This window comes from Micromonospora arborensis (assembly GCF_003205615.1).
Classification (GTDB): domain Bacteria; phylum Actinomycetota; class Actinomycetes; order Mycobacteriales; family Micromonosporaceae; genus Micromonospora; species Micromonospora arborensis.
Map to the genome: position 1 here is coordinate 258,666 of NZ_PYBV01000005.1, position 20,457 is coordinate 279,122.

Here is a 20,457-nt window from a genome sequence, read left to right on the forward strand (position 1 = left end):
CGAGGGGGTTCAGGTGACTACGGGGTGTCGGCCCAGAGCCGAGGGCCTGGTCGGTTGGCCGGGGGTGGCGGGACGGCGGCGACGCTCAACATCGCCGCCAGTGGGGCCGGATCGACGCGGGCCTCGCCGGTCGGCCGGTCGTAGATGACCCGGCCGTACTCCAGCACCGCCACCCGGTCCGCGATCTCGATCGCGTACTGGAGTTGCTGCTCCACGAGCAGCACGGTCAGGCCGTCGGCGGCGAGGGCGCTGATGAGCCCACGGACCCGCGCCGCCAGGTCGGGAGAGAGACCCTCACACGGTTCGTCGAGCAGCAGCACCCGTGGCTGACCGAGGAGCGCGCGGGCTATCGCCAGCATCTGCTGCTCGCCGCCGGAGAGTTCGCAGCCACGGTGGCGCAGCCGCTCCGCCAGCCTCGGCAGCAGTTCGAGGATCCGGGCCACCGTCCAGCCCTCGCTGCCGGCGGTCGCGGCCCGCCAGGGTGCGGCTGCCAGGACCAGGTGTTCGGCCACGGTCAAGCGGGAGAAGACCCGCCGGCCCTGCGGAACGAGGCCGACTCCGGACTGCGCGATCCGGTGCGGTTGCCGGCCGGCGACGTGCACGCCGCCGATCTCGATGCGACCGCTGCTGGCGGGTACCAGCCCGGCGATGGTGTGCACGAGGGTGCTCTTGCCCGCCCCGTTGCGGCCCACCACGGCCTGGATGCTGCCAGGCTGCACCCGGAAGCTGACCTCGTGCAGCACGATCCCCCCGGCGTAGCCGGCACACAGGCGCTCCACACACAGCATCAGGCCACCCCGTCGGCGTAGGCCTGCCGTACCAGCGGCGAGGTGCGGATCTCGTCCGGTGTACCGGCGGCCAACGTCTGGCCGTCACGCAGCACGGTGACCGTGTCGGAGAGGGCGTACACCAGGTCCAGTCGATGTTCGACCAGCAGCACGGCGATCGCCCTGGGCAGCGCCCGGAGCAGGTCGACCAGCCGGCCTACCTCGTTGGCGGACAGTCCCGCGGCAGGTTCGTCGAGCAGCAGCAGGCGGGGGCTACCGGCAAGGGCCATCGCGATCTCCAACTGGCGTCGTTGCCCATGTGCGAGGTGCCCGGCGGGCACCGCCGCGACGTCGGCGAGGCCCATCCGCTCCAGCAGCGGGCCTGCCCGGTGTTGCGCGGTGCGCCGGCGTCCGCCGGACCACCACCTACGGCGCGGGACGACCCGTGGCAGCGCGGCCACCACGACGTTCTCCGTCGCGGTGAGCGTCGGAAAGACCGCTGGTCGTTGGTGTATCCGGTTGATGCCTCGGCGGGCCCGTGCCGCCGGGCCGAGCCGACTGATGTCCCGTCCAGCGAAACGCACAGTGCCGCGCTGTGGCTTCGTGGCGCCGCCGATCACGTCCAGAAGGGTCGTCTTGCCGGCTCCGTTGGGGCCGATCAGGGCGTGCCGCTGGCCCTCGTGGATGGACAGGTCGACGCCGGCGAGTGCGGTGAGCGAGCCGTACCGCACGCTTACCTCCTCGGCGCTGAGCAGGGGGTTCATGCGCGTAGTTCCGGTACCGTCGCAGCGTCACGGGCGGGCGGCGCCTGCGGGTGGCTCGGCGCGGCGCTCGACGCGCGCAGCCGGACCCGGGCCCGGTTGACGCCGCTGGGCAGCAGGTAGACCGTCGCCACGAACAGCGCTCCCAGCACCAGTGGCGCGTGGCCGGGCAGCACCCCGAACAGCCAGTCCCGAACGGCGATGACGAGCGCCGCGCCCACCAGGGCGCCGCCGATCGAGGCGGTGCCACCGATGACGACACCGAGCAACAGCAGCGCGGACGTGTCGAAGCCGAAGTCGGCGGGGGAGATGTACTGCTGGGCGACGACCAGCAGCGAGCCGGCGCCGCCGGCTATCGCCCCGGCGGCGATGTGCGCGCCGGACACGTGCAGCGGCACGCGGTGCCCGCTGGCCCGCAACCGTGTCTCGTCGTCCCGACCGGCACGCAGCAGCAGCCCGGCCCGGGTCCGCAGCAGTAACAGCGCCGCGCCGACCAACGTGGCCACGACGACCAGGGTGTACAGGTAACGCGCCTGGTCGCTGGCCAGGGGCGGGAGCCCCCAGAAGGGGCGGACCGCGGGCATGCCGGCCAACCCGTCCGTGCCACCGGTAACCGACCGCCACCGACCGAGAATGGTCACGACGAGTTCACCGATGGCCAGCGTGATCATCAGGACGATCACCCCCCGGGCGTGGACGACGAGCGGCACGGTCAGCGCGGCCAGCACCGCCCCGGCACCCGCCGCGACGGCGAGCTGCACGACGCCGACGTCGGAGATCCGGCTGCCGACCACGACACAGGCGTAGGCGCCCGCCGCGTACGGTGCGGTCTGGCCGAGGGTGGGCATGCCGGCGACGCCGGTGAGCAGGGCCACGCTCACCCCGACCAGCGCAAGCGCCAGCGTCCGGGCGAGGATCGCTGTCGTGTAGTCGTCGACCACCCAGGGCGCCACGACCAGACCGGCCAGGACGAGCGCCGCGACAGCGCCTCGTGCTCGGCGGATCACCTCGTCCCTCATGTCGCCCCCCATCGGCTGGCCAGGCCACGCGCCCGCACGGCCAACACGGCCGCCATGGCGGCGAACAGCAGGAACGGCGCGGCGGACGGCAGTAGCGCCACCCCCAGCGTCTGGATCTCGCCGATCGCGAGCGCGGCCAACAGGGTGCCGGCCATGGACCCGAGACCACCGAGGACCACGACCACCAGGGACAGCAGCAGCACGGTGTCGGCGGTGTCCGTGCCGGGGCCGATGATGGGCGCGCCCAGGACCCCGGCCGCGCCGGCCAGCGCGCCGGCGGCGGCGAGCACGCCGGCTCGGATCCGTGCGGGACTCACGCCCAGACAGGCGACCATCTCGGCGTCGTCGACGGCCGCCCGCACCAGCATCCCGGCCCTGGTCCGCCGCACCACGAGGTAGAGCGCGGCGGCGATCGCCGCGGCGACGACGATGAAGACCAACCGGTACGCGGCGTAGCGGTGGCCGGCGACCACCACCGACCCTTCCAGGGCAGCGGGCACCCGGACCTGCGGATCGTCGGGCCCGAAGCCGGCGACGAGCAGGCTGCCGCCGGCCAGTGCCACCCCGAACGTCAGCAGCGCCTGGGTCAGGTGGTTACCGGTGGCGACCGGGGTGAGCAGGCCGGCCAGCAGCACACCCGCCGCGCCGGCTGCCAACACACCGACCGCCAGCGCCAGCGCCAGGCTCGCCCAGCCGCCGTCGAGCAACGCCGCGGCGGTGTACCCGCCGATCGCGTAGAGCGTGCCGTGCGCCAGGTTGAGGATGTTGGCGACGCCGAAACAGAAGACCAGGCCCGACGCGGCGACGAACACGAGCAGCCCGTAGGCGACTCCGTCCAGCGCCGGGATCACGTACGGGTCGATCCGGTTCGTGCCGGCCGCCACCACCGCCATCATCGGCCGACGGTCGCGAGGTCACCCACGACGGTGTTGGACAGCGCCCGGCCGTCCTGGCGGACCTGCCGCAGGTACCACTTCTGCACGGGGGAGTGGGTGGTGGTGGAGAACTGCCAGGTGCCACGCGGGCTAGCGATTTGCCCGAGCTGCCCGATGGCCGTGTTGATGGCCTCCGGAGTCGGGTCGCTCCCGGCGGCGCCGATCGCCCGGTCCAGCACCGCCGCCGCGTCGTACGAGGCGAGTGCGTACGTCGTCGGCGAACCGTCGTGCTTGGCCTTCCACGCCGCGACGAAGGCGCGGTTCTCCGCGTTGTCCAGGTCGGGCGAGTAGTTGAGCACCGAGAAGATGTCCCGGGCGGCGTCGCCCTGCGCGTTGAGCACCCCGCCCTCGGTGAGGAAACCGGCCGCGTACAGCGGGACGTCCTTGATCTCGGACTGCGCGTACTGCTTCACGAAGTCGACGGCCGCGCTGCCGGCGTAGAAGGTGTAGACGGCCGCCGCGCCGGAGGCCTTGATGCGGGCGAAGTACGGAGTGAAGTTGGTGGTGGCCGGGAACGGGGTGAAGGTCGTCTTGCCGTCGGAGTTCGCGAGCTTCCCGCCGATCTTCACGAACGTGTCGGTGAAACCACGAAGCTCGTCCCAGCCGCCCTGGTAGTCCGGGCCGATCGCGTACACGGAGCCCTGCACGGTGTCGCGGACGTGCTGGGCGATCGCCTCCCCCGGCTCGTCGGAGAGGTACGAGGTGTGCCAGACCCGGGAGACGTCCTTGAGCTCGGGTCGGCCGTTGGAACCGACGAGCGGCACCTTGGTCTCCTCGAGCAGGGGAGTGACCCCGGCGACCGAACCACCGCCGACGATGCCGGTGAGCGCGGCCACCCGGTCCTGCTTGAGCAGTTTGGTCGCCGCCGGGACCGCGGTCTGGGCACCGTTGCCCTCGTCCGCGACGACGAGGTCGACCCGTCGACCGCCGAGTTTGCCGTCGTGGGTGTCCAGGTAGAGCTGGAAGCCGTCGCGGATCTCCGTACCGACGGACTGGTACGTCCCGGACAGCGACGCGAGCAGGCCGACCTTTATCGAGCCGCTGGCGCTCGGGCCCGGCCCGTCATCGCCGCAGGCGGTGCCGACGGTCAGCACGACCGCGAGCAGTGTGGCGCCGAGGGCACGGCTGTGCCAAGGGGTGGTGTGAGGCATGTCTGTTTCTCCAGGGGAAGGATGGGACTCCGGCGTGGGGGCGCCGGGGCTGTCAACGGCTGCGGGCGAGGGCCGCTCGGGCCGCGGGGGTCAGGGCGTCCCCGATGCGGTTGGCCAGCTCGGTCATCTCGTAGGAGACCTTGCCGACGTCGCACTCGGGTGCGGCGAGCACCAGCAGCGAGGCGCCGTCGTTGAAGGCCATCGAGAACATGAATCCGCCCTCGAGTTGCGTGACGTTGGAGATCACCGCGCCGGCGTCGAAGAAGGCCGCCGCCCCGCGCAGCAGGCTGACAAGCCCGCTGCCCGTCGCGGCCAGTTGGTCGGCCCGGTCCGGCGGCAGATCGCGGGTGGCGGCCACCATCAGACCGTCGCTGGAAATGGCGATCGCATGGCTGACCTCGCTCGCGCGTGCGGCGAAGTTGTCCAGCAGCCAGCCGAGATCCTGTTGGTCGCTCACGTGCTCTCCTGTCGCGTCATTTGTTGGCGAGGTTGATCGGGGTGCGCCGTCGGTTCGCCACACCCCGCGCGTACGCGGCCATCGCCGTCGCCACCTGGGCCGGGTCGCGGTACTCGGAGCGTTGCTGCTGCTCGGGCACGGTCACGCCGCCGGGCACGAGATGCCGTTGGGGTTGCCGTTTGGGCAGGCCGGCCCTGGTGGTGGTGGCGACCTCGGGGGCGGTCGCCTGGGCGGCCGTGCGCCAGGCGTCGTCCGCGGGGCTGGACCACTCCCGGCCGTCGTGGCCGTCGACGACATCCGTATGGAACCAGTGGTTGACCTGTTCGAAGATGAGTAACTCCTCGGTGGGCGCGTCACCCCGGTCCGGGGGTGGGGGAGCGGGTCGGAACACCGGCGCCGCCGGCAGGAGCCGCTCGGCCGGGGGGCGCCCGGCGGTGGGCTCGGGGCGGGGCTGGTACGGCGGCGGAGGGTTGGCCGTGCGCGCCGCCCGCCGCGACAGCCGGCCGGGTGCGAGCAGGAACTCCTCCGGTGGCATCGACCGGATGATCGCCGCGGGCAGCGTCGCCTCGGCGAGGGTGCCGCGGCGGGGGCCGCGGCGCAGTTGGACGGTGGCGCCCAGCCGCGCCGCGAGTTGACCCACGACGACCAGGCCCATCGCCCGTACGGCGGCCACGTCGATGGCGGGTGGGCGGGCCAGCAGTTCGTTGAGCTGCTGCATCCGTTGCGGGGACAGTCCCACGCCCTCGTCGCTGATCTGCACGATGACGCGGTCACCGAGGCTCCGGCCGCTCACCCAGGTTTCGCTGTCCGGTGCCGAGTACGTCGTCGCGTTGTCCATGAGTTCGGCGAGCAGGTGTACGACCTCGTCGACGGTCTTGGCCGCCACGGCGACGTCCCCGTCGATCATGCCGAGCCGGACCCGCGCGTAGTGCTCGATCTGGGACAGCGCTGCCTGAAGCACCTGTTGCAGCGGCACGTCGCGCTGGCGTACGCGACCGACACCGACGCCGCCGAGCACCAGCAGGCTGGCGTTGATCCGGCCCATCCGGGTCGCCAGGTTGTCCAGGGTGTAGAGCTGGTGCAGCCGGTCGGGGTCGGTCTCGTCCCGCTCGACCAGATCGACCTGGGCCAGCACGGCGTCGACGAGTCGCTGTTCGCGGCGGCTGAGGTGGATGAAGATGTCGGCGGTGTTGGCGCGCATGACGGCCTGCTCGGCGGCGGTCCGTACGGCGGCCTGGTGCACGGCGCTGAACGCCTGGCCCAGCTCACCGATCTCGTCGTCGCTGGACGGTTCGAGGGCGGCGGCGGACTGCTGGCGGGCCAACTGCTGCGGGTCGATCGCGGCGCTGCCCGGCTGCTGGAGTTGGGCCACCACGGCGGGGAGCTGTTCGAACGCCACCGCGTTGGCCGCATCCCGCAGGCGTCGCAGCCGCCGGGTGATCTGCCTGGCGACGGCCCAGGTCACCAACGCGGTGAGGAGTAGCGCCAGGAGGACGCCGACCGCCTCGGCCACGGCCCGGCGACGCTGGTCGGCATGCGCGGTCCGGACGTCGTCGAGGACCGCGCCGTCGACCCGCCCGCGCAGGTCGGCCAGGCGGGCGGCGCGCGTCTGTGTGGTGGACACCCAGGCGGGGGTCTCCAGTTTCAGCTGCGACCCCGGTTGGGCGCGGGACACCTCGTCCTGCATCCGTTGCAGGGTGAGCGCTTCCTTCCCGGTGCCGGCCTGCTCCCACCAGATGCTCCAGTCGGGCGGAGCCAGTGCCAGGAACGACAGGCTCGACTCGGTGTAGCTGGTACGGGCGGCGGTGATGTCCTGCTGCATGGCCGGGGTCAGCTCGCCGCCCGCGACCGCGCGCAGCACGGCGACCTGCTGCTGGCCGATCGCCTCCGCCGTCTTCGACAGCGCCGCGGACGCCCGGATCCCGTCGGCGAGTTGGGCGTCCACCACGCCGTGCGAGACGTTCTCCCGAAAGTTGATCAGGTCGGCGATCGCGATGCGGTAGCTGAAGGTCATCGCCGACACCGAGGCGTGCGCCGCCGTGCGTACCTGGGTGCGCAGCGGGGCCAGGCCGTCCAGCGCCTCGTCGATGCGGCGCAGCAGGGCCTGGTTGGCTTCGGCGTCGGCGGGCAGCAGATCCCGCTGCCGGCGGTAGCGGGCGGCGGCCTCGTCGGTGGCGGCCATCTCCGTGCCGAAGGCGTCCTGCTGCTGGGCTGCGGGATAGGTGAGCAGGTCGGCTGCCGCGATGCGCTCGCGTTGCAGACGGTAGGCCAGGTCGCCGGCCTCGGCCCCGACCCGGGCCAGGACTTCCAGGTCGCTGGCGCGGGCTGTCTGGCGTGCGCTCTCGGTCAGCGCGAGGCCGGCGAAGCCGATCACGGCGACGAGCGGTGCCGCGACGATGAGGCGCATCCGACCGGCAATCTTCCAACCGCGCGGACGGCTCGGGTAGGGTCGGGCCGCGTGGGACCTCGTGCTCGACGCCAAGTTGACTCCCGCGACTCGTCGATGACGGTCTATCCGCACATTGCCAAATGCAAGTCCCATTCGGCCGGAAGCCGCGCTCATAGGCCAGACCTGACCGTGGTACAAACTGCCCGTACCAGTATCTGTACCCAGAGTCAGCAGCCGGTGACGCCGCGGGGCGGCCCGGGGTCGGTGCGGTCAGCGCTGGTCGTCGAGGGGGCCGGCCGGCCGCTCCGGGTCGTCCGGGTCGGGTTGGCCGTTGAGCACCTGGCCGATCAGTTCGCGCAGCTCGTCGATCGCGTCCACCACGGCAGCCGGGTCACGTGCGTCGCGCCGACCACGTTGCTGCGGTGCCAGCGGGGCGGGTTCCGAGGCGCGGGGGCCTCGGCGACCGTCGGCGGCCAACTGCTCGGCCGCGACCTGGGGCCACAGTGCCGCCAGCCGGCCGCCGGTGCGCAGCGCGTCGTCGCACCGCAGCGCGAACTCGTGACTGCCGAACCGGCGGCCCGACTCGACCGCGGCGACCGTTTCCCGGCTGAACCGCACCAGATCCGCCAGGGCGCGCTGCGTCAGGCCGCGCCGGACGCGGCAATTGCGTAGTTCCCACCGGAATCGCTGGCTGGCCGCAGAGTGAGCAGAGCTTGACGGGGACGTGTGCTCCATGCGCTCACCTTCGTGGCAACGGAAGTCAGCAGCGGACCGCAGATCGAACGCGGCCGATGCGCGTGACATTCGTAGAGGGCAATTCTTAACCCAGGAAGCGTTGGGTGTGAAGACGTTCATCGACATGGATCGCCGGGCAATGCGTGGAAGGCCTGTGCCGGACCCGGCGCGGGCGCGGCGTCGCGGCGCGTTCGCGGCAGGCCGCGATGCCCCGCAGACCCGCTGATCGGGTGCAGGCCGGCCCCGCGTGCCGGGCGCTCACTGGTGGGCGGTGTGCATCTCGGCAACCGCCGACTCTCGTGTCACCGGGACCACGGCGGGCGCCGTGATATCGATTGTCGCGCTCAGCGTCTGGTGGGCGCGAAACGCAACATTGGGTTTGAACGAACGACGTTGCTCGGGCGTCAGCCGTAGGCCGGGAATGGCCGCGGCCAGTCGGGTGAGGGCAATCCCGGCCTCAAGTCGCGCCAATCCCGCCCCGATGCAGAAATGTGGGCCGTGGCCGAACGACAGGTGATCCGCCGCGTCGGACCGGTGTGGGTCGAACCGGTCCGGGTGGGCGAAGACCGCAGGATCCCGGTTGGCCGCCCCGATCAGCAGTAGGCAGCGCGCCCCCGCCGGAATGGTGGTCTCTCCCAGGGTGACATCTCGGCGGGTCACCCGGAGCCAGCCGTCGATGGCGGGCGCGAACCGGAGCGTCTCGGCCACGAACGCGGGGACGGACCCCGGGTCCGCGGCGATCGTCGACCACCGCTGGGGGCTGGACAGCGCCTGGTCGAGGGCGTGCGCGAGCAGCCCGGCGGTGGTCTCGTGGCCGGCGACCAGCAGATTGAAGGCCAGGCTCGCTACCTCGGGCACCGTCAGCACCGCGTCATCGTCGTCCCGGTAGGTCAGAGCGCGGCTGATGAAGTCGTCGCCCTGCGGGCCGCTCTCCACCCGCTGCCGGACAAGCTCCTCGCAGTAGTGCCAGAATTCCAGCAGACCCTGCGCCAGACGCACCTGCTCGGCCGGGTCCGGCTGCCCCCAGATGAGGGCGATCTGACCGTCCGCCCAGCTCCGGATCCGCCCGATGTCGGTGTCGGGCACGCCGAGGATATCGAGGACCACCAGCAGGGGAAGCTCGGTGGCGAACTCCGGGATCAGGTCGACCTCGTCGCCCTGCCGGGCGACGAGCCGGGACACCAGTTGATCGACCCGGCGGCTGACGATCGCGCCGTAGTCGGCCTCGACCCGGTCGGCGGTGTTCGCGAAGGTTGCCCGCAGGGCCCGGCGGGTGCGCGGGTGCACCGGCGGATCCGCGGCTGCCGTCGTGGGTGGCGCGTCGATCTGCATGATCACGTTCATGGCCTGGGGGCACACCTCGTAGACCGGAACGAGGGTGAGGGCGTTGGCGAACGTCGCGGCGTCGGCGAGGGCACGACGGACGTGTGCGTGTCTGCTGATCAACCACAGGTCCAGATCCTCGGCGTAGTGCACCCCTGCGGGGTCGTCGAGAAGGTGTCGCCACCTGCTCGCCGGATCGGTGAGATAGGCCCCGGTGAACGGATTCAACCGCATGGAACGCCTCCTGATGCACACGGCGCGAAACCGGCAGCGCCCCCATTGAACGATCCACGTCAGTCGGGCCGATAATGGCGCTCATCTGCCACTTGCGCTTTACGGTGCGCCGACTGGCTGCGCAAGTCAAGATAGGCTGATGTCTATTTATGGTCCTACATATTTGCGGAATGCAGCGGACGGGAGAGCCTGGCCAGCTGCAAGTTGCGGCCCGGTCCTTGCCGTCAGCCGGCCCAGCCGGGCAGGCCCTCCAAGCGCCACATCCGGTGAACGCCACCTGGTCCACTCCGCTTCAGGAAACTCGCGGTGTCCCGGCGACGGAGGTGCCCCGATATGCGCGATGACCCGACGATCAGGGGCGGCTGGGGCGGACAGCCGACCATGATGGACGGTCGCAACAACGCACCACTTTTCCTCATGACCGGAGAAACGACCCCCGGGACGGCGGGTGACGCCGGACGCCCCTGCTGGCGAGGGCCATCTCCGCGACAGGTACCTGCCCCGGAAGTTGTGCGACTCCAGCGACACTCCCGCGCCGGTCGGTCCGACACGCGCGCACCAGGTGGCGTCGGTCCGCATGAGTGCCGAGCCGTCGTCCGGCGAGTTGCGGACCCGGGAGTTCTGGTGGCGCAGGTACTGCGCGAGGAAGTTGATCGACTCGAACGAGTAGCAGCCGCCGGCGGCCAGACCTGCCGGTCGTTCGAGATCCATAGCGCCGGTGGTACGACCCAGAGAGGATGACCCGCAACATCCACGGTTCTAAATATGATGGCCGCTATCTCGAATGAGGTGCGCTCACGAGGCGTGCCATCCTGATGCGGAGGAATGCATGGTTCGCTGGCGTACTCTCACTGGCCTCCTGGCCACCGCGTTGGCCGCGGTGACCGCAGCCAGCCTCACCCTCACCGCGCCGGCCGCCGCGGCCGACAACCCAGTGACGCCGAACGTCGTCGGCGGCACCCGCGCCGCCCAGGGCGAGTTCCCGTTCATGGTGCGGCTCTCGATGGGCTGCGGCGGTGCCCTGTACAGCTCCCGGCTGGTGCTCACCGCCGCGCACTGCGTGGGCGCCACCGGCACCAACACCAGCATCACCGCGACGCTCGGGACCGTCGACCTCCAGTCGTCCAGCCGGATCACCGTCCGGTCGAACTACGTCTACCGGGCCCCCGGCTACAACGGCAGCGGCCGGGACTGGGCGCTGATCCGGCTGGCCACCCCCGTCACCGGGCTGAGCACGCTGCCGATCGCCAGCACCACCGCGTACGACAGCGGCACCTTCACCATCGCCGGCTGGGGCGCCGCACGTGAGGGCGGCGGCCAGCAGCGGTACCTGCTCAAGGCGACCGTCCCGTTCGTCAGCGACTCCACCTGCAACGCCAACTACGGCGGCGACCTCATCCCGGCCCAGGAGATCTGCGCCGGTTACGCCAGCGGCGGCACGGACACCTGCCAGGGTGACTCCGGTGGCCCGATGTTCCGCCGCGACGCCGCCAACGCCTGGATCCAGGTCGGCATCGTCAGCTGGGGCAACGGCTGCGCCCGACCCAACTACCCGGGCGTCTACACCCAGGTGAGCTACTTCGCCTCGTCGATCGCTTCGGCAGCGGCGAGCCTCGGCGGCTGACCGTACGACCACTCGGGCGGCCCGGACGACGATGTCCGGGCCGCCCGCTCGTGCCACCACCGACGGGTGAGTGCCGAGTGGGCCACCTGACAGAAACAGCGGGCCGCGTGTGCGGCGCCGGCCGCAACGGCCATGATGAGCCGGTGAAGATCCTGTCCATCCAGTCGTCGGTCGCCTACGGTCACGTGGGCAACTCGGCGGCAGCCTTCCCCCTGCAACGGCTCGGGCACGAGGTCTGGCCGGTCCTGACGGTGCACTTCTCCAACCACACCGGGTACGGCGCGTGGCGTGGGCCGATGCTGGCGGCGGCCGACGTGGCCGAGGTGATCGACGGCATCGCCGACCGTGGCGTTCTCGGCAGCGCCGACGCGGTGCTCTCCGGCTACCAGGGCGACCCGGCCATGGGCGCGGTGATCCTCGACGCGGTGGAGAAGGTCAAGGCGACCAACCCGGCCGCGGTGTACTGCTGCGACCCCGTGATGGGCGACACCGGTCGCGGGATGTTCGTCCGGCCGGGCATCCCGGAGTACCTGCGGGACACCGTCGTGCCGCGCGCGGACATCATCACGCCGAACCACTTCGAGCTCGACTTCCTCGCCGGCCGTACGACGAACTCGCTGGCCGAGGTGCTCGACGCGGTCGACGTCGTGCGCGCGACCGGGCCGCGGCACGTCCTGGTGACCAGCGTGCTGCACGGCGACCTGCCACCGGACTCGCTGGAGGTGGTGGCCGTCTCGGACGAGGGCGCCTGGGCGGTGACCACACCGCTGCTGCCGATCAACCCGAACGGCGGGGGCGACGTCACCGCGGCGTTGTACCTCGCGCACCTGTGCACGACCGGCTCACCCGCGACCGCGCTGGAACGCACCATCGCCTCGGTCTTCGCCGTCCTCGAGGCGACCCTCGCGGCCGGCACCCGGGAGATCCAGCTGATCGCGGCACAGGACGTGATCGCCGACCCGCCAGCCCGGTTCACCGCCCGCCGACTTCGCTGACCTGCGGTCGAAGCCACGGGCTGGCGGGCCGGGAACACCCGCCAGCGCGGCGGCAGCGGTCAGCGGCCCTCGGGAACGGCCATCTCGCCCAGCAGCGACCAGTCCTCCTGCGCGACGGTGGCATTCACGATGCGCGGCGTCTCGGCCAGGTGCGGCGGCAGGGTCTCCTGCGCCGCGCGGAAGTGGGCGGACTGCACGTGAGCCGCGCCGGCCTGGTCGTCGCGGAAGGCCTCGACGAGCACGTACTCGGTCGGGTCGTCCACGCTGCGGGACCAGTCGAACCACAGGCAGCCTGGCTCAGCCCGGGTCGCCCGGGTGAACTCGGCGGCGATCTGCGGCCAGCGGTCGGCGTGCTCGGGCAGGATCCGGAACTTGGCGGTAATAAAGATCATGGCTCCAGGCTACGTCCTGACGGAGCCCGGGAGCCGGCTACCCAGACCGGCCGTCGTTCGAGTGCGCGCGGGCAATGACCTCCTCGGGGGTCAACGGCGCCTTCGGATGGTGCGTGAGGCACAGCGGAGTACGCACCTTGACGAACGAGAAACCCTCCCCGGCGGCGTAGAACTCACCGCTGTTCAGCAGGCCGATGTCCGGAAGTCGCCCACCCTTGGCCTCAGCGAGCTGACGGGCCGCGTCAATCTGCGCGGGCGCGTTGAGGAGCCCGAAGAACTGCGTCGTCGCGTTGCCGGAGATCTGGTTGTGCAGACCCTTGGGCGCCTGGGTGGCGAAGACCAGCCCGAGCCCGTATTTACGGGCCTGTGCGGCGAGCGCGATCGAGCTGGCCGTGCAGGCCGTGGTGCCGGTCGATGGCGCGAGCGTCTGCGCCTCATCCATCACGAAAAGCCCACCCAGCGGTCGATCACCGGCGGGGTGCCGCTTGATCCAGGCGAAGAGCGCCATCTGCAGCTGGTTGACGAAGCTCTGCCGCTCCTGATCGGACGTGAGGCCGACGAAGCTGATCACCGACACCCGAGCCCGCCGGCCTGGCGACGGCGTCAGCAGCAGCCCGGGGTCAGCCGGTGCACCGACCCCGCCGAAGAGTGGATCGGTGACCATCGCCGCCTTGAGCGCCTCCGCCAACTCCTCGGCGAGCTTGCCGGCACGGGTCAGCCGACTGACCCCCTCGGGCAGGTCGGCGAGGAACTCGGTGAAGCCGGGCAGACCCACCATCCCGCTTCGTGCGTATGCCTGGAGGGCCTCGGTGAGGACGGCCTTGCCCTGCTGGGCGAGCCTGCTCGACCGGTCGACGCCGGCCCGTGGCGCGAGCGCCTCCACGGCGGAGCGGACAGCCTGGTCGAACTCGTCGGGCCAGTCCCGCAGCGAGGTGAAGTCGGGCAGCGGCTGGAAGCTCAACGGCCTCCCGGCGGTGACCCGGGGTGTCCACACCACCACCTCGGTGTGTGCGAGGTAGTCCGTGGCCCGTTCGGCGTCGCCAGGACCCCAGCCGCTCGGCGGCTCGGGCCACGCGTCCCCGAGGCGGGCGAGGTCGTTGTTGGGGTCGAGCACGATCGCGGAGACGCCCTCCCGGGCGCACTCCTCGACCAACCGGCGGATGAGCACCGTCTTGCCCGAGCCCGACCCGGCGAACACGACGGCGTGCCGGCGCAGCGACTCCAGGGGCACCGTGAACGGGTGACCACCGTCGGCGGTCTGCCCCAGCCCGACCGCCGGACCGCCGGCGCTGATCGCGACGGCGGCCGGGTCAGCGGGTACGGGCGCGGCCGTCGAGCCGGTCGACGGACCATCTGCCACGTCGGCGACCGGCACGTTCGTTGGGTCGGAGTCGCTGCCGCCCGACGGTGGCTCGCCGTCGTCGGGCGTCGTCGGCGGGGCAGCGCCGCGCGTGCCGTCGGGCCCGGGCAGGACCGCCCGGAACAGCTCGGTGCCGCTGGCCGGGCGACGGGCCACCAGCCACTCCTGCAGGGCTGTGGACGGCTCGGTGGCCATCACCCGCAACGCCGCGAAGACCCGCAGGTCCGCCTCCGGCACCGCGCACCGCAGGCCGCCGGCCGCGTCGAAGCCCGCCAACACCTCGGTCGTACGCTTCCCGGTCGGCCACGGACCGTTGCGCAGCAGGATCAGCCGCCGTTGTGGCAGGTCCCGGTCCAACCCGGCAAGCGTGCACGCGGCCTTGACCCGCGCGGTGACGGCGACGGCATTGGGGTGCGCGATGGCCCGGAAGCACCAGTGCGCCTCGTTCTCGGTGGCCTCGTCGAGCACCTCGATGAGCCGCCCGTGCAGCGCGGGCTTGCGCCCGGGCGGCGGATCGTACTTGTAGGTGGCGCCGGTCGGCGCCTGCTCGGCGATCCAGGCGGCCAGGCCGGCGGCGAGCAGCGGCGGCATGTGCTCGTCCTCGCCCGCCGGGTCGACGGCGGCCGACACGTCAGCGGCCTCGACCAGTTCGGCGAACCGTGCGTCCAACTCGTGCAGGCGGCGCTCGTCCGTCGTCGGATCACCGGCAGCGCCACGGACGGCGCGCACCGTCGGCGTCGAGTCGGCGCCGTCGACGAGCCGGTCGAGTTCGACCACCTCGTGATGGTCACGGCACCACGCGATGTGGCGGTCCACCCGACGGAGCAGAGCGCGTGGCGTCAGGGTGGGTGCGTCGGCGAAGGCAGCGGGGGCGATCGGCCAGGTGGGGTGCGGTGGCACGAAGCGCGGACCCGCGAACGCGGCGGCGAGACGCTTCGCCACGATCGCCTGCCCGATCTCCGGGGTGGGGATCCGGTCCGGCAGGGTCGACGTTCGGAAGCGGTCGCCGACGGGGGTGGGCGCGCTGCGGGTCATCAGCACCCAGGTGTCCGGCAGGCACGAGACGACGACCAGTGTGCGGCGGGTGATGTCGCGGAGCTTGAGCAGGCCGTCGGCGATCGGGCCGAGCATCTTGGCCTGGCCGTCCTCCAACCCCTGGTGATGGTTGAGCAGCGAGGTGCTGGTCTGGGCGAACAGCGTGTCGAGCTGGTCCACGGCGATGACCGTGGGGTCCAGGGTCAGGGCCATCAGTCGGGAGATGTCCTGCACGACCTGCTGCGGGGTGCGGATCGCGACGCTCAAACCCCACGCCGCCCGCGCGGCCGGGTCACCCGGTTCGGAGATCAGATGGGCGTAACCGACGTCCTGTGCCTCGAAGTCGGTGGCGCCGTGCAGGACGAGCGCCCGAGCGGTGTCCTGGGCGTCCCGCCCGACCTCCCGATCGCGCTCGCGCAGTGCCCGGATGAAGGTGTCGAGCTGCGCACGGGTCACCGGTTGGGCACCGGCGACCGCGTCGCGGACCTCCATCGGCAGGCCGAGCTGGGGGGTGAGTCGACGCAGAAACGTCTTCAGCTGGGTACCCCAGCCGACGTGGGCGCGGCCCATGCCCTCCACCAGGGCCAGGGCGACACTCTCCCAGAACGTCTTGCCGCTGACCATGTCGACCAGGAAGAAGTAGCCGCCGTCGCGCTGGATCCGTTCGCGGACCGCCCCGAGCAGGTGCGTCTTGCCGGCGCCCGCGCGGCCCTGCATGGCCACGCCGAGCGGCATGCTCGTGTCGTCGGTGCGGGCCCGCGCCACCCCGCGCAGGATCTCCGCGGCCACCTTCTCGTGCAGCTCCGGCACGTTGTGCGGGCTCGGTCGCCAGACGTCGTCCGGGGTGACCGCCGGGTTGAAACTGACCGCTTCCAGCGCGATTCGCTGCTCGTCGGAGATCATGCCGGGCCGATCGCCAAAGCGTGGTTGTCCTCGTTCCCGATGCGGACGGCCGCGGCCCGGTCCCGTTCGGTCAGCGACTTGGTGTTCGCCACCGGGATGATGCGGACGTCATCCCGGCCGACCATCGCCCGCAACGCCGCGTCCAGGGCGGCCCGGTCGGTGTCGGCGAGCCGGTCCCGGACGTCGGCGAGGCCGACCCAGGCGCCCGGCGCGGTGGCCAGATCCCGGTACGCCGAACGAACCAGCGCCTCCACCTCCGCCGCGGACACGGGTGCCGCCGCCGCCGGTACCGCCGCAGCGGGTGCCGGTGCTTCGTGCGGAGGTTTGCTGGCCGCCAGCGCCGTTGCTCCGGTCTGCTTGAAGAAGTCGCCGTGGCTGACCCGGAGCCGGTCCAGCGAACGGTGCAGGTTGGACAGGACGACGAACAGCGACCGGGTCGTCGAGCCGCCCTGCTTGGGCGGCGTGGAGGTGTGCAGCTGACGTGCCACCCGCCAGCCCTCGTCGGTCAGCTCGTGGGCGAACGGCCGGTGCGTCCGATCGGTCTCCACCAGGCCCAGGTCGACGAGCTTCGTGTTGTCCTTGCCGGTCAGCGTGAAGCCGGCCAGCTCCTTCAGCTCGACGTTGGTGAGTCGGCGTGCCTCGACCATCAACACCACGAGGGCGTTGATCTGGTTCGGCGTCAGGTGCGGGACGTCCGCCGGGCTCGTCATGATGTCTCATCTCCGTGGGGGTGCGTGCTGCCCGCGCGTCGCCGGGTCAGCAGCCGACGGATCCCGTCGACCACCGCCGGCGCGTCGGTGAGCACCTGCTCGTTGGTGAAGCGGAGCACGTCCAGCCCGAGAAGTTGCAGCTGCACGTCTCTCCACCGATCGTTGGCGAAAGCGATTCGCCCACGATGCTCCGGGCCGTCAACCTCGACCGCAAGACCCTCCACGGGCCAAAACAGATCCAGTCGGTACGCGGCTCCCAGGACGTGCCACTCGTAGGTCTGGTTCCACCGCCGGCCCCGCGCCCAGTCGTGCGGCGCGAGCGCACGTTCCAATGCCTGCTCGGCGGCGCTGTCACCGCGTGGCACGCCCGCGATCGGCGGCCAGACCAACACCGTCGACCCCCGTTCGGCGGCCGTGTCCGGCATTCGATCGGCCGTGCTGGCCAGGTCGGCACAAGGCGCCGGCACCATCATCGGCACCGACCGAACCCGGTCTGCGTGGCGCAAGGGCCCGCCGGCCAACCACACAGTGAGGCCGCCGTGTCGCACGAACCACTCGGCGGCGGCCACCAGCGTCCGCTCGGCGTCCGCATCCAGGTCGGGCAGGGCCACGACGAGTACGCAGCTCTCCCGGTCGTACGCCTCGGCGATCACCCGGGCGAGCCCGGCGGCGCGTACCCCCGGGGCGAAGCGGGACCGGGCGGCGCGGCGGCGCGGATCGCGCAACCCACGCTCGGCGAGGTCGGCGAGGAACGGGCCGAAGTGCCGGGAGTGGGCGGCGGTACGGGCCGCGAGGGCGCGCACCGCCGCCACGCCGAGCGTGCCCTCGCTGTCGAAACGGTCGGCCCCTGCCAGCCAGCGGGGAAACATCGCGAGGGCTGCGGTGTCCAGTTGGTCGAGCAGGGTGTCCACGAGGTCACCGAGCGGGCCTACCACCGTGGGCCGGTAGTGCACGATCGCGGGCGCTGCCGGTGGCAACGGGTCGAGTGTCACCCGCAGCAGCTCCGGGTCGACGCCCGGCAGGTGACTCACTCGCCGCGTCGGCGGGATGGCCCACCAGGCCCCGTTGGCGTCTCCGTTGGCCTGGACGGGATGCGCCATGCCGGCACCCTACGACACGGTGGGCGTGACCGGGGCCCCTCGGCGGCGGCGGTTCAGCGCAGGCGGCGGATGTCGCCGAACGCCCGGTAGAACCCGCCCCGGCTGGACTCGCGGACCTCGGTCACCAGATAGCGGGCGCCCGGCTCGCGGATCCCCTTGGGGAACTGCACGCTCCAGTCACGCCGGTAGCCGTCGGAGAGCACCTGCACCCGCAACCGCCCCCGCTCGTCGAGGCACTGCACGACCACACCGCCGCCCGCGTCGCTGGTCACCTCGACGACCGTCGGCTCGACGGGGCGTGGTGCCTGACGGGGGGCCTTGACGTCGCGTACCTCGGGCACCTCGCCGGCCTGGGCCGCCCGGATGGCCGGCTCGCTCGCGTCGATGCAGGCGAGATGGCCGCCGGTGGTGACAACGTAGAGCCGATCGTCGTGATACTGCATCGAGTACGCCGAGCCGCAGCCGGTGCCGAGTTTCCACAATCGGGTGCCCGCCGCGTCGAAGCAGTAGATCGAGGACTGGCTGTCACCGGCGAAGACGTACCGGCCGCCCTCCGCCGTGGCGCAGGAGAACACCGGGGCGTCGCACAGGTAGCTGCGTTCGAGCCGACCGGCCTTGGACAGCCGCGCCACCTCGCGGGTGCCGGTTCCGGCGAACACGCTGCCGTGCTCCTGCCAGCCGAAGAGCACCGAACCGGTCCTGGTGTGCCACAGTTCGCGGCCGGTACGCCACTCGTAGCCGGTCACCCCCTGCGAATGGCCGTGGTAGATCGCGTCGGTGTCGCACCGCACCATCCAGGCCGAGCGCCCGCGCCCGGGCCGGCGCCACAGGAACTCGTCCTCGTGGTCGACGGCGGTGATCCCGCCGTCGGCGTCCGAGACGCCCAGGACGCCGTCGTGGATGTCCAGCCAGTAGATGTCGATCTCCGGGGCGATCGCGTACGCCACCCGGGGGACCTTCCCGGAGAGGTCGTAGACGTTGCCGTCGTCGCATCCCGCGTAGATCCAGGCGTCGTCGGCGACGATGCACTTGACGCCGTCGGGGAGGCGGACCTGGCCGCGCACCTGGGCGTCGTGGTCGAGCGTGGTGATCACCCCGTGCTCGTTGCCGACCATGCAGTGCCGCCCGTCGACGAAGATGCCGAAGGCGGGAGCGCCGGAGTCGTAGCGCCAGAGCACTGGTGCGGTGTGGGCGGTGGAGCGGGTGCTGACGATCTGCCGACGAGAGACGGTGCGCTTCTGCCGGACGCCGGGGACCGCCGGGGAATAACCCTTCCGGACCTTCTCCCCGATCTTCTTCGCCGCGGCTGCCCGGGCCCGGGCGTTGTCCGGATAGGCGCTCGCCTTGACCTGCCCCTGGTCGCCGATCCGACCGAAGCGCACGGTCAGTGTGGCGTTGTCGACGATGACCTCGTAGAACTTGTGGGCACCGTCCACTTCGGACAGTTCGAGGTAGGTCGTCTCCTGGGACATGGGACCTCCGAGGGGTCAGCGACCGACCCGACATGGCCGGCGCGGCGACAGTGACCACACGCTAACGGCGACCCCCGACACAATCGGCTCGTCCGAGCCTCGACCCGTCAGTGCCCCGACCGGCGCAGTGCGTCGTCGCGGAGCACCGCGTGCGCGCCGACGGTCTGGTTGACGATCTGCGTCACCCGTACGTCGACCGCGACACTGGCCAGCGCCACGGCGTCCGGGCGGCTGAGGCGGTGCATCCGCTGCATCAGGGTCAGCATCGAGTCCAGGGCCATGAACGTGGCGTCGTCGAGGGACGCGCCGACACCCATGGTCAGCCAGGCGCCCGGGATGCGGGCCACCGGCCCGGTGACCGGGAAGTCGTCGCGGACGTCGAAGGTCAACGTCACCTCGTCCATCGGACATTCGATGGCGGTGCCGCCCACCTCGCCGTCGCCCTGTGCGGCGTGCCCGTCCCCGACGGAGAACAGCGCCTCGTCGACCGGGATCGGCAGCAGCAGGGTGCTGCCGGCGGTGAGCTCCTTGCAGTCCAGGTTGCCGCCACAGGCCCGCGGCGGGATTGTCGAATGACGCCCCGGCTCGGCCGGTGGCATGCCGAGCACACCCATGAAGGGCCGGAGCGTCACGGCGTGGCCATGCTGGTTGCGGCCGGTCATCGTCACCGGGTCCAACTCCCAGGAATGCACCACGCCGTCCTGCTCGATGCCGTACCGCTGGTTGAAGCCGCTGGACCAGCCGCCGGCCACGGTGGTGCCCCAGGTGGCCGGGACGACCGCGTCGACGCGTACCGCGAGGGTCTGGCCAGCGCGAGCGCCGCGGACGGCGACCGGGCCGATCAGCGCGTGCCCGTGGTCGGTCTGGTACTGCGGTGCCCGGGGCCGGTCCCGGTTGTTCCCGCCGGGATACGGGCCGGCCGACCACCAGCAGTCCAGGGTGCGGTAGGTGACGGTGTCGCCGGGGTCGATGGTGAGCACGGGCGCGAAGTCGGGGGAGAAGTGGCCGTGCAGGGTGTCGTCCCCGGGCGTGAGGGTGTGTCGCATCAACGCAGGCTAGTGGCAGGTGACCCGCGCCACGGGTGCGGCGGGGGGC

At 71.8% G+C, this 20,457-nt stretch carries 18 protein-coding genes; 2 read left to right on the forward strand and 16 right to left on the reverse strand.

What is annotated here, in order from left to right; all coding sequences use genetic code 11:
- Positions 1–17 precede the first annotated feature (17 nt).
- From C7C45_RS04205 to C7C45_RS04250, 10 genes are all read right to left on the reverse strand, one after another.
- Entirely contained in the window at positions 18–788 is a 771-nt protein-coding gene (locus C7C45_RS04205) for an ABC transporter ATP-binding protein (protein WP_110562298.1), read from the reverse strand.
- Entirely contained in the window at positions 788–1,531 is a 744-nt protein-coding gene (locus C7C45_RS04210) for an ABC transporter ATP-binding protein (protein WP_110562299.1), read from the reverse strand. Before C7C45_RS04210 ends, C7C45_RS04205 begins: the two co-directional genes overlap by 1 nt.
- Positions 1,528–2,547 (reverse strand): branched-chain amino acid ABC transporter permease, encoded by a 1,020-nt coding sequence (locus C7C45_RS04215; protein ID WP_167454639.1) that lies wholly within the window; start codon positions 2,545–2,547, stop codon positions 1,528–1,530. Before C7C45_RS04215 ends, C7C45_RS04210 begins: the two co-directional genes overlap by 4 nt.
- Positions 2,544–3,443 (reverse strand): branched-chain amino acid ABC transporter permease, encoded by a 900-nt coding sequence (locus C7C45_RS04220; RefSeq protein ID WP_244200238.1) that lies wholly within the window; start codon positions 3,441–3,443, stop codon positions 2,544–2,546. The genes C7C45_RS04215 and C7C45_RS04220 overlap by 4 nt, the downstream gene beginning before the upstream one ends.
- Positions 3,440–4,633, reverse strand: a complete 1,194-nt coding sequence (locus C7C45_RS04225; protein WP_110562302.1) for an ABC transporter substrate-binding protein — start codon at positions 4,631–4,633, stop codon at positions 3,440–3,442. Before C7C45_RS04225 ends, C7C45_RS04220 begins: the two co-directional genes overlap by 4 nt.
- A 52-nt stretch (positions 4,634–4,685) precedes the next feature.
- Positions 4,686–5,090, reverse strand: a complete 405-nt coding sequence (locus tag C7C45_RS04230; RefSeq protein WP_088989969.1) for a roadblock/LC7 domain-containing protein — start codon at positions 5,088–5,090, stop codon at positions 4,686–4,688.
- A 16-nt stretch (positions 5,091–5,106) separates the two neighbouring features.
- Positions 5,107–7,497, reverse strand: coding sequence for a sensor histidine kinase (locus C7C45_RS04235; protein ID WP_167454640.1), 2,391 nt, complete (start codon positions 7,495–7,497; stop codon positions 5,107–5,109).
- A 252-nt stretch (positions 7,498–7,749) separates the two neighbouring features.
- The gene (locus tag C7C45_RS04240; RefSeq protein WP_167454641.1) at positions 7,750–8,214 is read right to left on the reverse strand and encodes a helix-turn-helix transcriptional regulator; all 465 of its coding nucleotides are present in this window, start codon (positions 8,212–8,214) and stop codon (positions 7,750–7,752) included.
- Positions 8,215–8,472: 258 nt separating this feature from the next.
- On the reverse strand, positions 8,473–9,771 hold the full coding sequence (locus C7C45_RS04245; RefSeq protein ID WP_110562305.1) for a cytochrome P450: 1,299 nt from the start codon (positions 9,769–9,771) through the stop codon (positions 8,473–8,475).
- 147 nt (positions 9,772–9,918) lie between these two features.
- Complete coding sequence (locus C7C45_RS04250; protein WP_110562306.1) at positions 9,919–10,482, reverse strand: AbfB domain-containing protein; 564 nt, start codon at positions 10,480–10,482, stop codon at positions 9,919–9,921.
- 118 nt (positions 10,483–10,600) lie between these two features.
- Between C7C45_RS04250 and C7C45_RS04255 the strand changes: the two genes are divergently transcribed.
- A complete protein-coding gene (locus C7C45_RS04255) occupies positions 10,601–11,395 on the forward strand; it encodes a S1 family peptidase (protein WP_110562307.1) in 795 nt (264 codons plus the stop codon).
- Positions 11,396–11,538: 143 nt separating this feature from the next.
- Positions 11,539–12,390: a pyridoxal kinase PdxY gene (pdxY, locus tag C7C45_RS04260; RefSeq protein WP_110562520.1), complete on the forward strand. Its 852-nt coding sequence runs from the start codon at positions 11,539–11,541 to the stop codon at positions 12,388–12,390.
- 59 nt (positions 12,391–12,449) lie between these two features.
- On the opposite strand, the gene C7C45_RS04265 is transcribed toward pdxY, so the two are convergent.
- The 6 genes from C7C45_RS04265 to C7C45_RS04290 form a co-directional block, all read right to left on the reverse strand.
- Complete coding sequence (locus tag C7C45_RS04265) at positions 12,450–12,782, reverse strand: putative quinol monooxygenase (protein ID WP_110562308.1); 333 nt, start codon at positions 12,780–12,782, stop codon at positions 12,450–12,452.
- A gap of 37 nt (positions 12,783–12,819) precedes the next feature.
- Positions 12,820–16,080, reverse strand: a complete 3,261-nt coding sequence (locus C7C45_RS04270; protein ID WP_110562309.1) for an ATP-binding protein — start codon at positions 16,078–16,080, stop codon at positions 12,820–12,822.
- Positions 16,077–16,790, reverse strand: coding sequence for a hypothetical protein (locus C7C45_RS04275; RefSeq protein ID WP_110562310.1), 714 nt, complete (start codon positions 16,788–16,790; stop codon positions 16,077–16,079). Before C7C45_RS04275 ends, C7C45_RS04270 begins: the two co-directional genes overlap by 4 nt.
- Positions 16,787–17,890: an endonuclease domain-containing protein gene (locus C7C45_RS04280; protein WP_110562311.1), complete on the reverse strand. Its 1,104-nt coding sequence runs from the start codon at positions 17,888–17,890 to the stop codon at positions 16,787–16,789. The genes C7C45_RS04275 and C7C45_RS04280 overlap by 4 nt, the downstream gene beginning before the upstream one ends.
- A 53-nt stretch (positions 17,891–17,943) precedes the next feature.
- Positions 17,944–19,362 carry a WGR domain-containing protein gene (locus C7C45_RS04285; RefSeq protein WP_110562312.1) on the reverse strand — a complete coding sequence of 473 codons (1,419 nt, stop codon included), beginning with the start codon at positions 19,360–19,362 and terminating at the stop codon, positions 17,944–17,946.
- A 107-nt stretch (positions 19,363–19,469) separates the two neighbouring features.
- Complete coding sequence (locus tag C7C45_RS04290; protein ID WP_110562313.1) at positions 19,470–20,408, reverse strand: acetamidase/formamidase family protein; 939 nt, start codon at positions 20,406–20,408, stop codon at positions 19,470–19,472.
- Between the last annotated feature and the right edge of the window lie 49 nt (positions 20,409–20,457).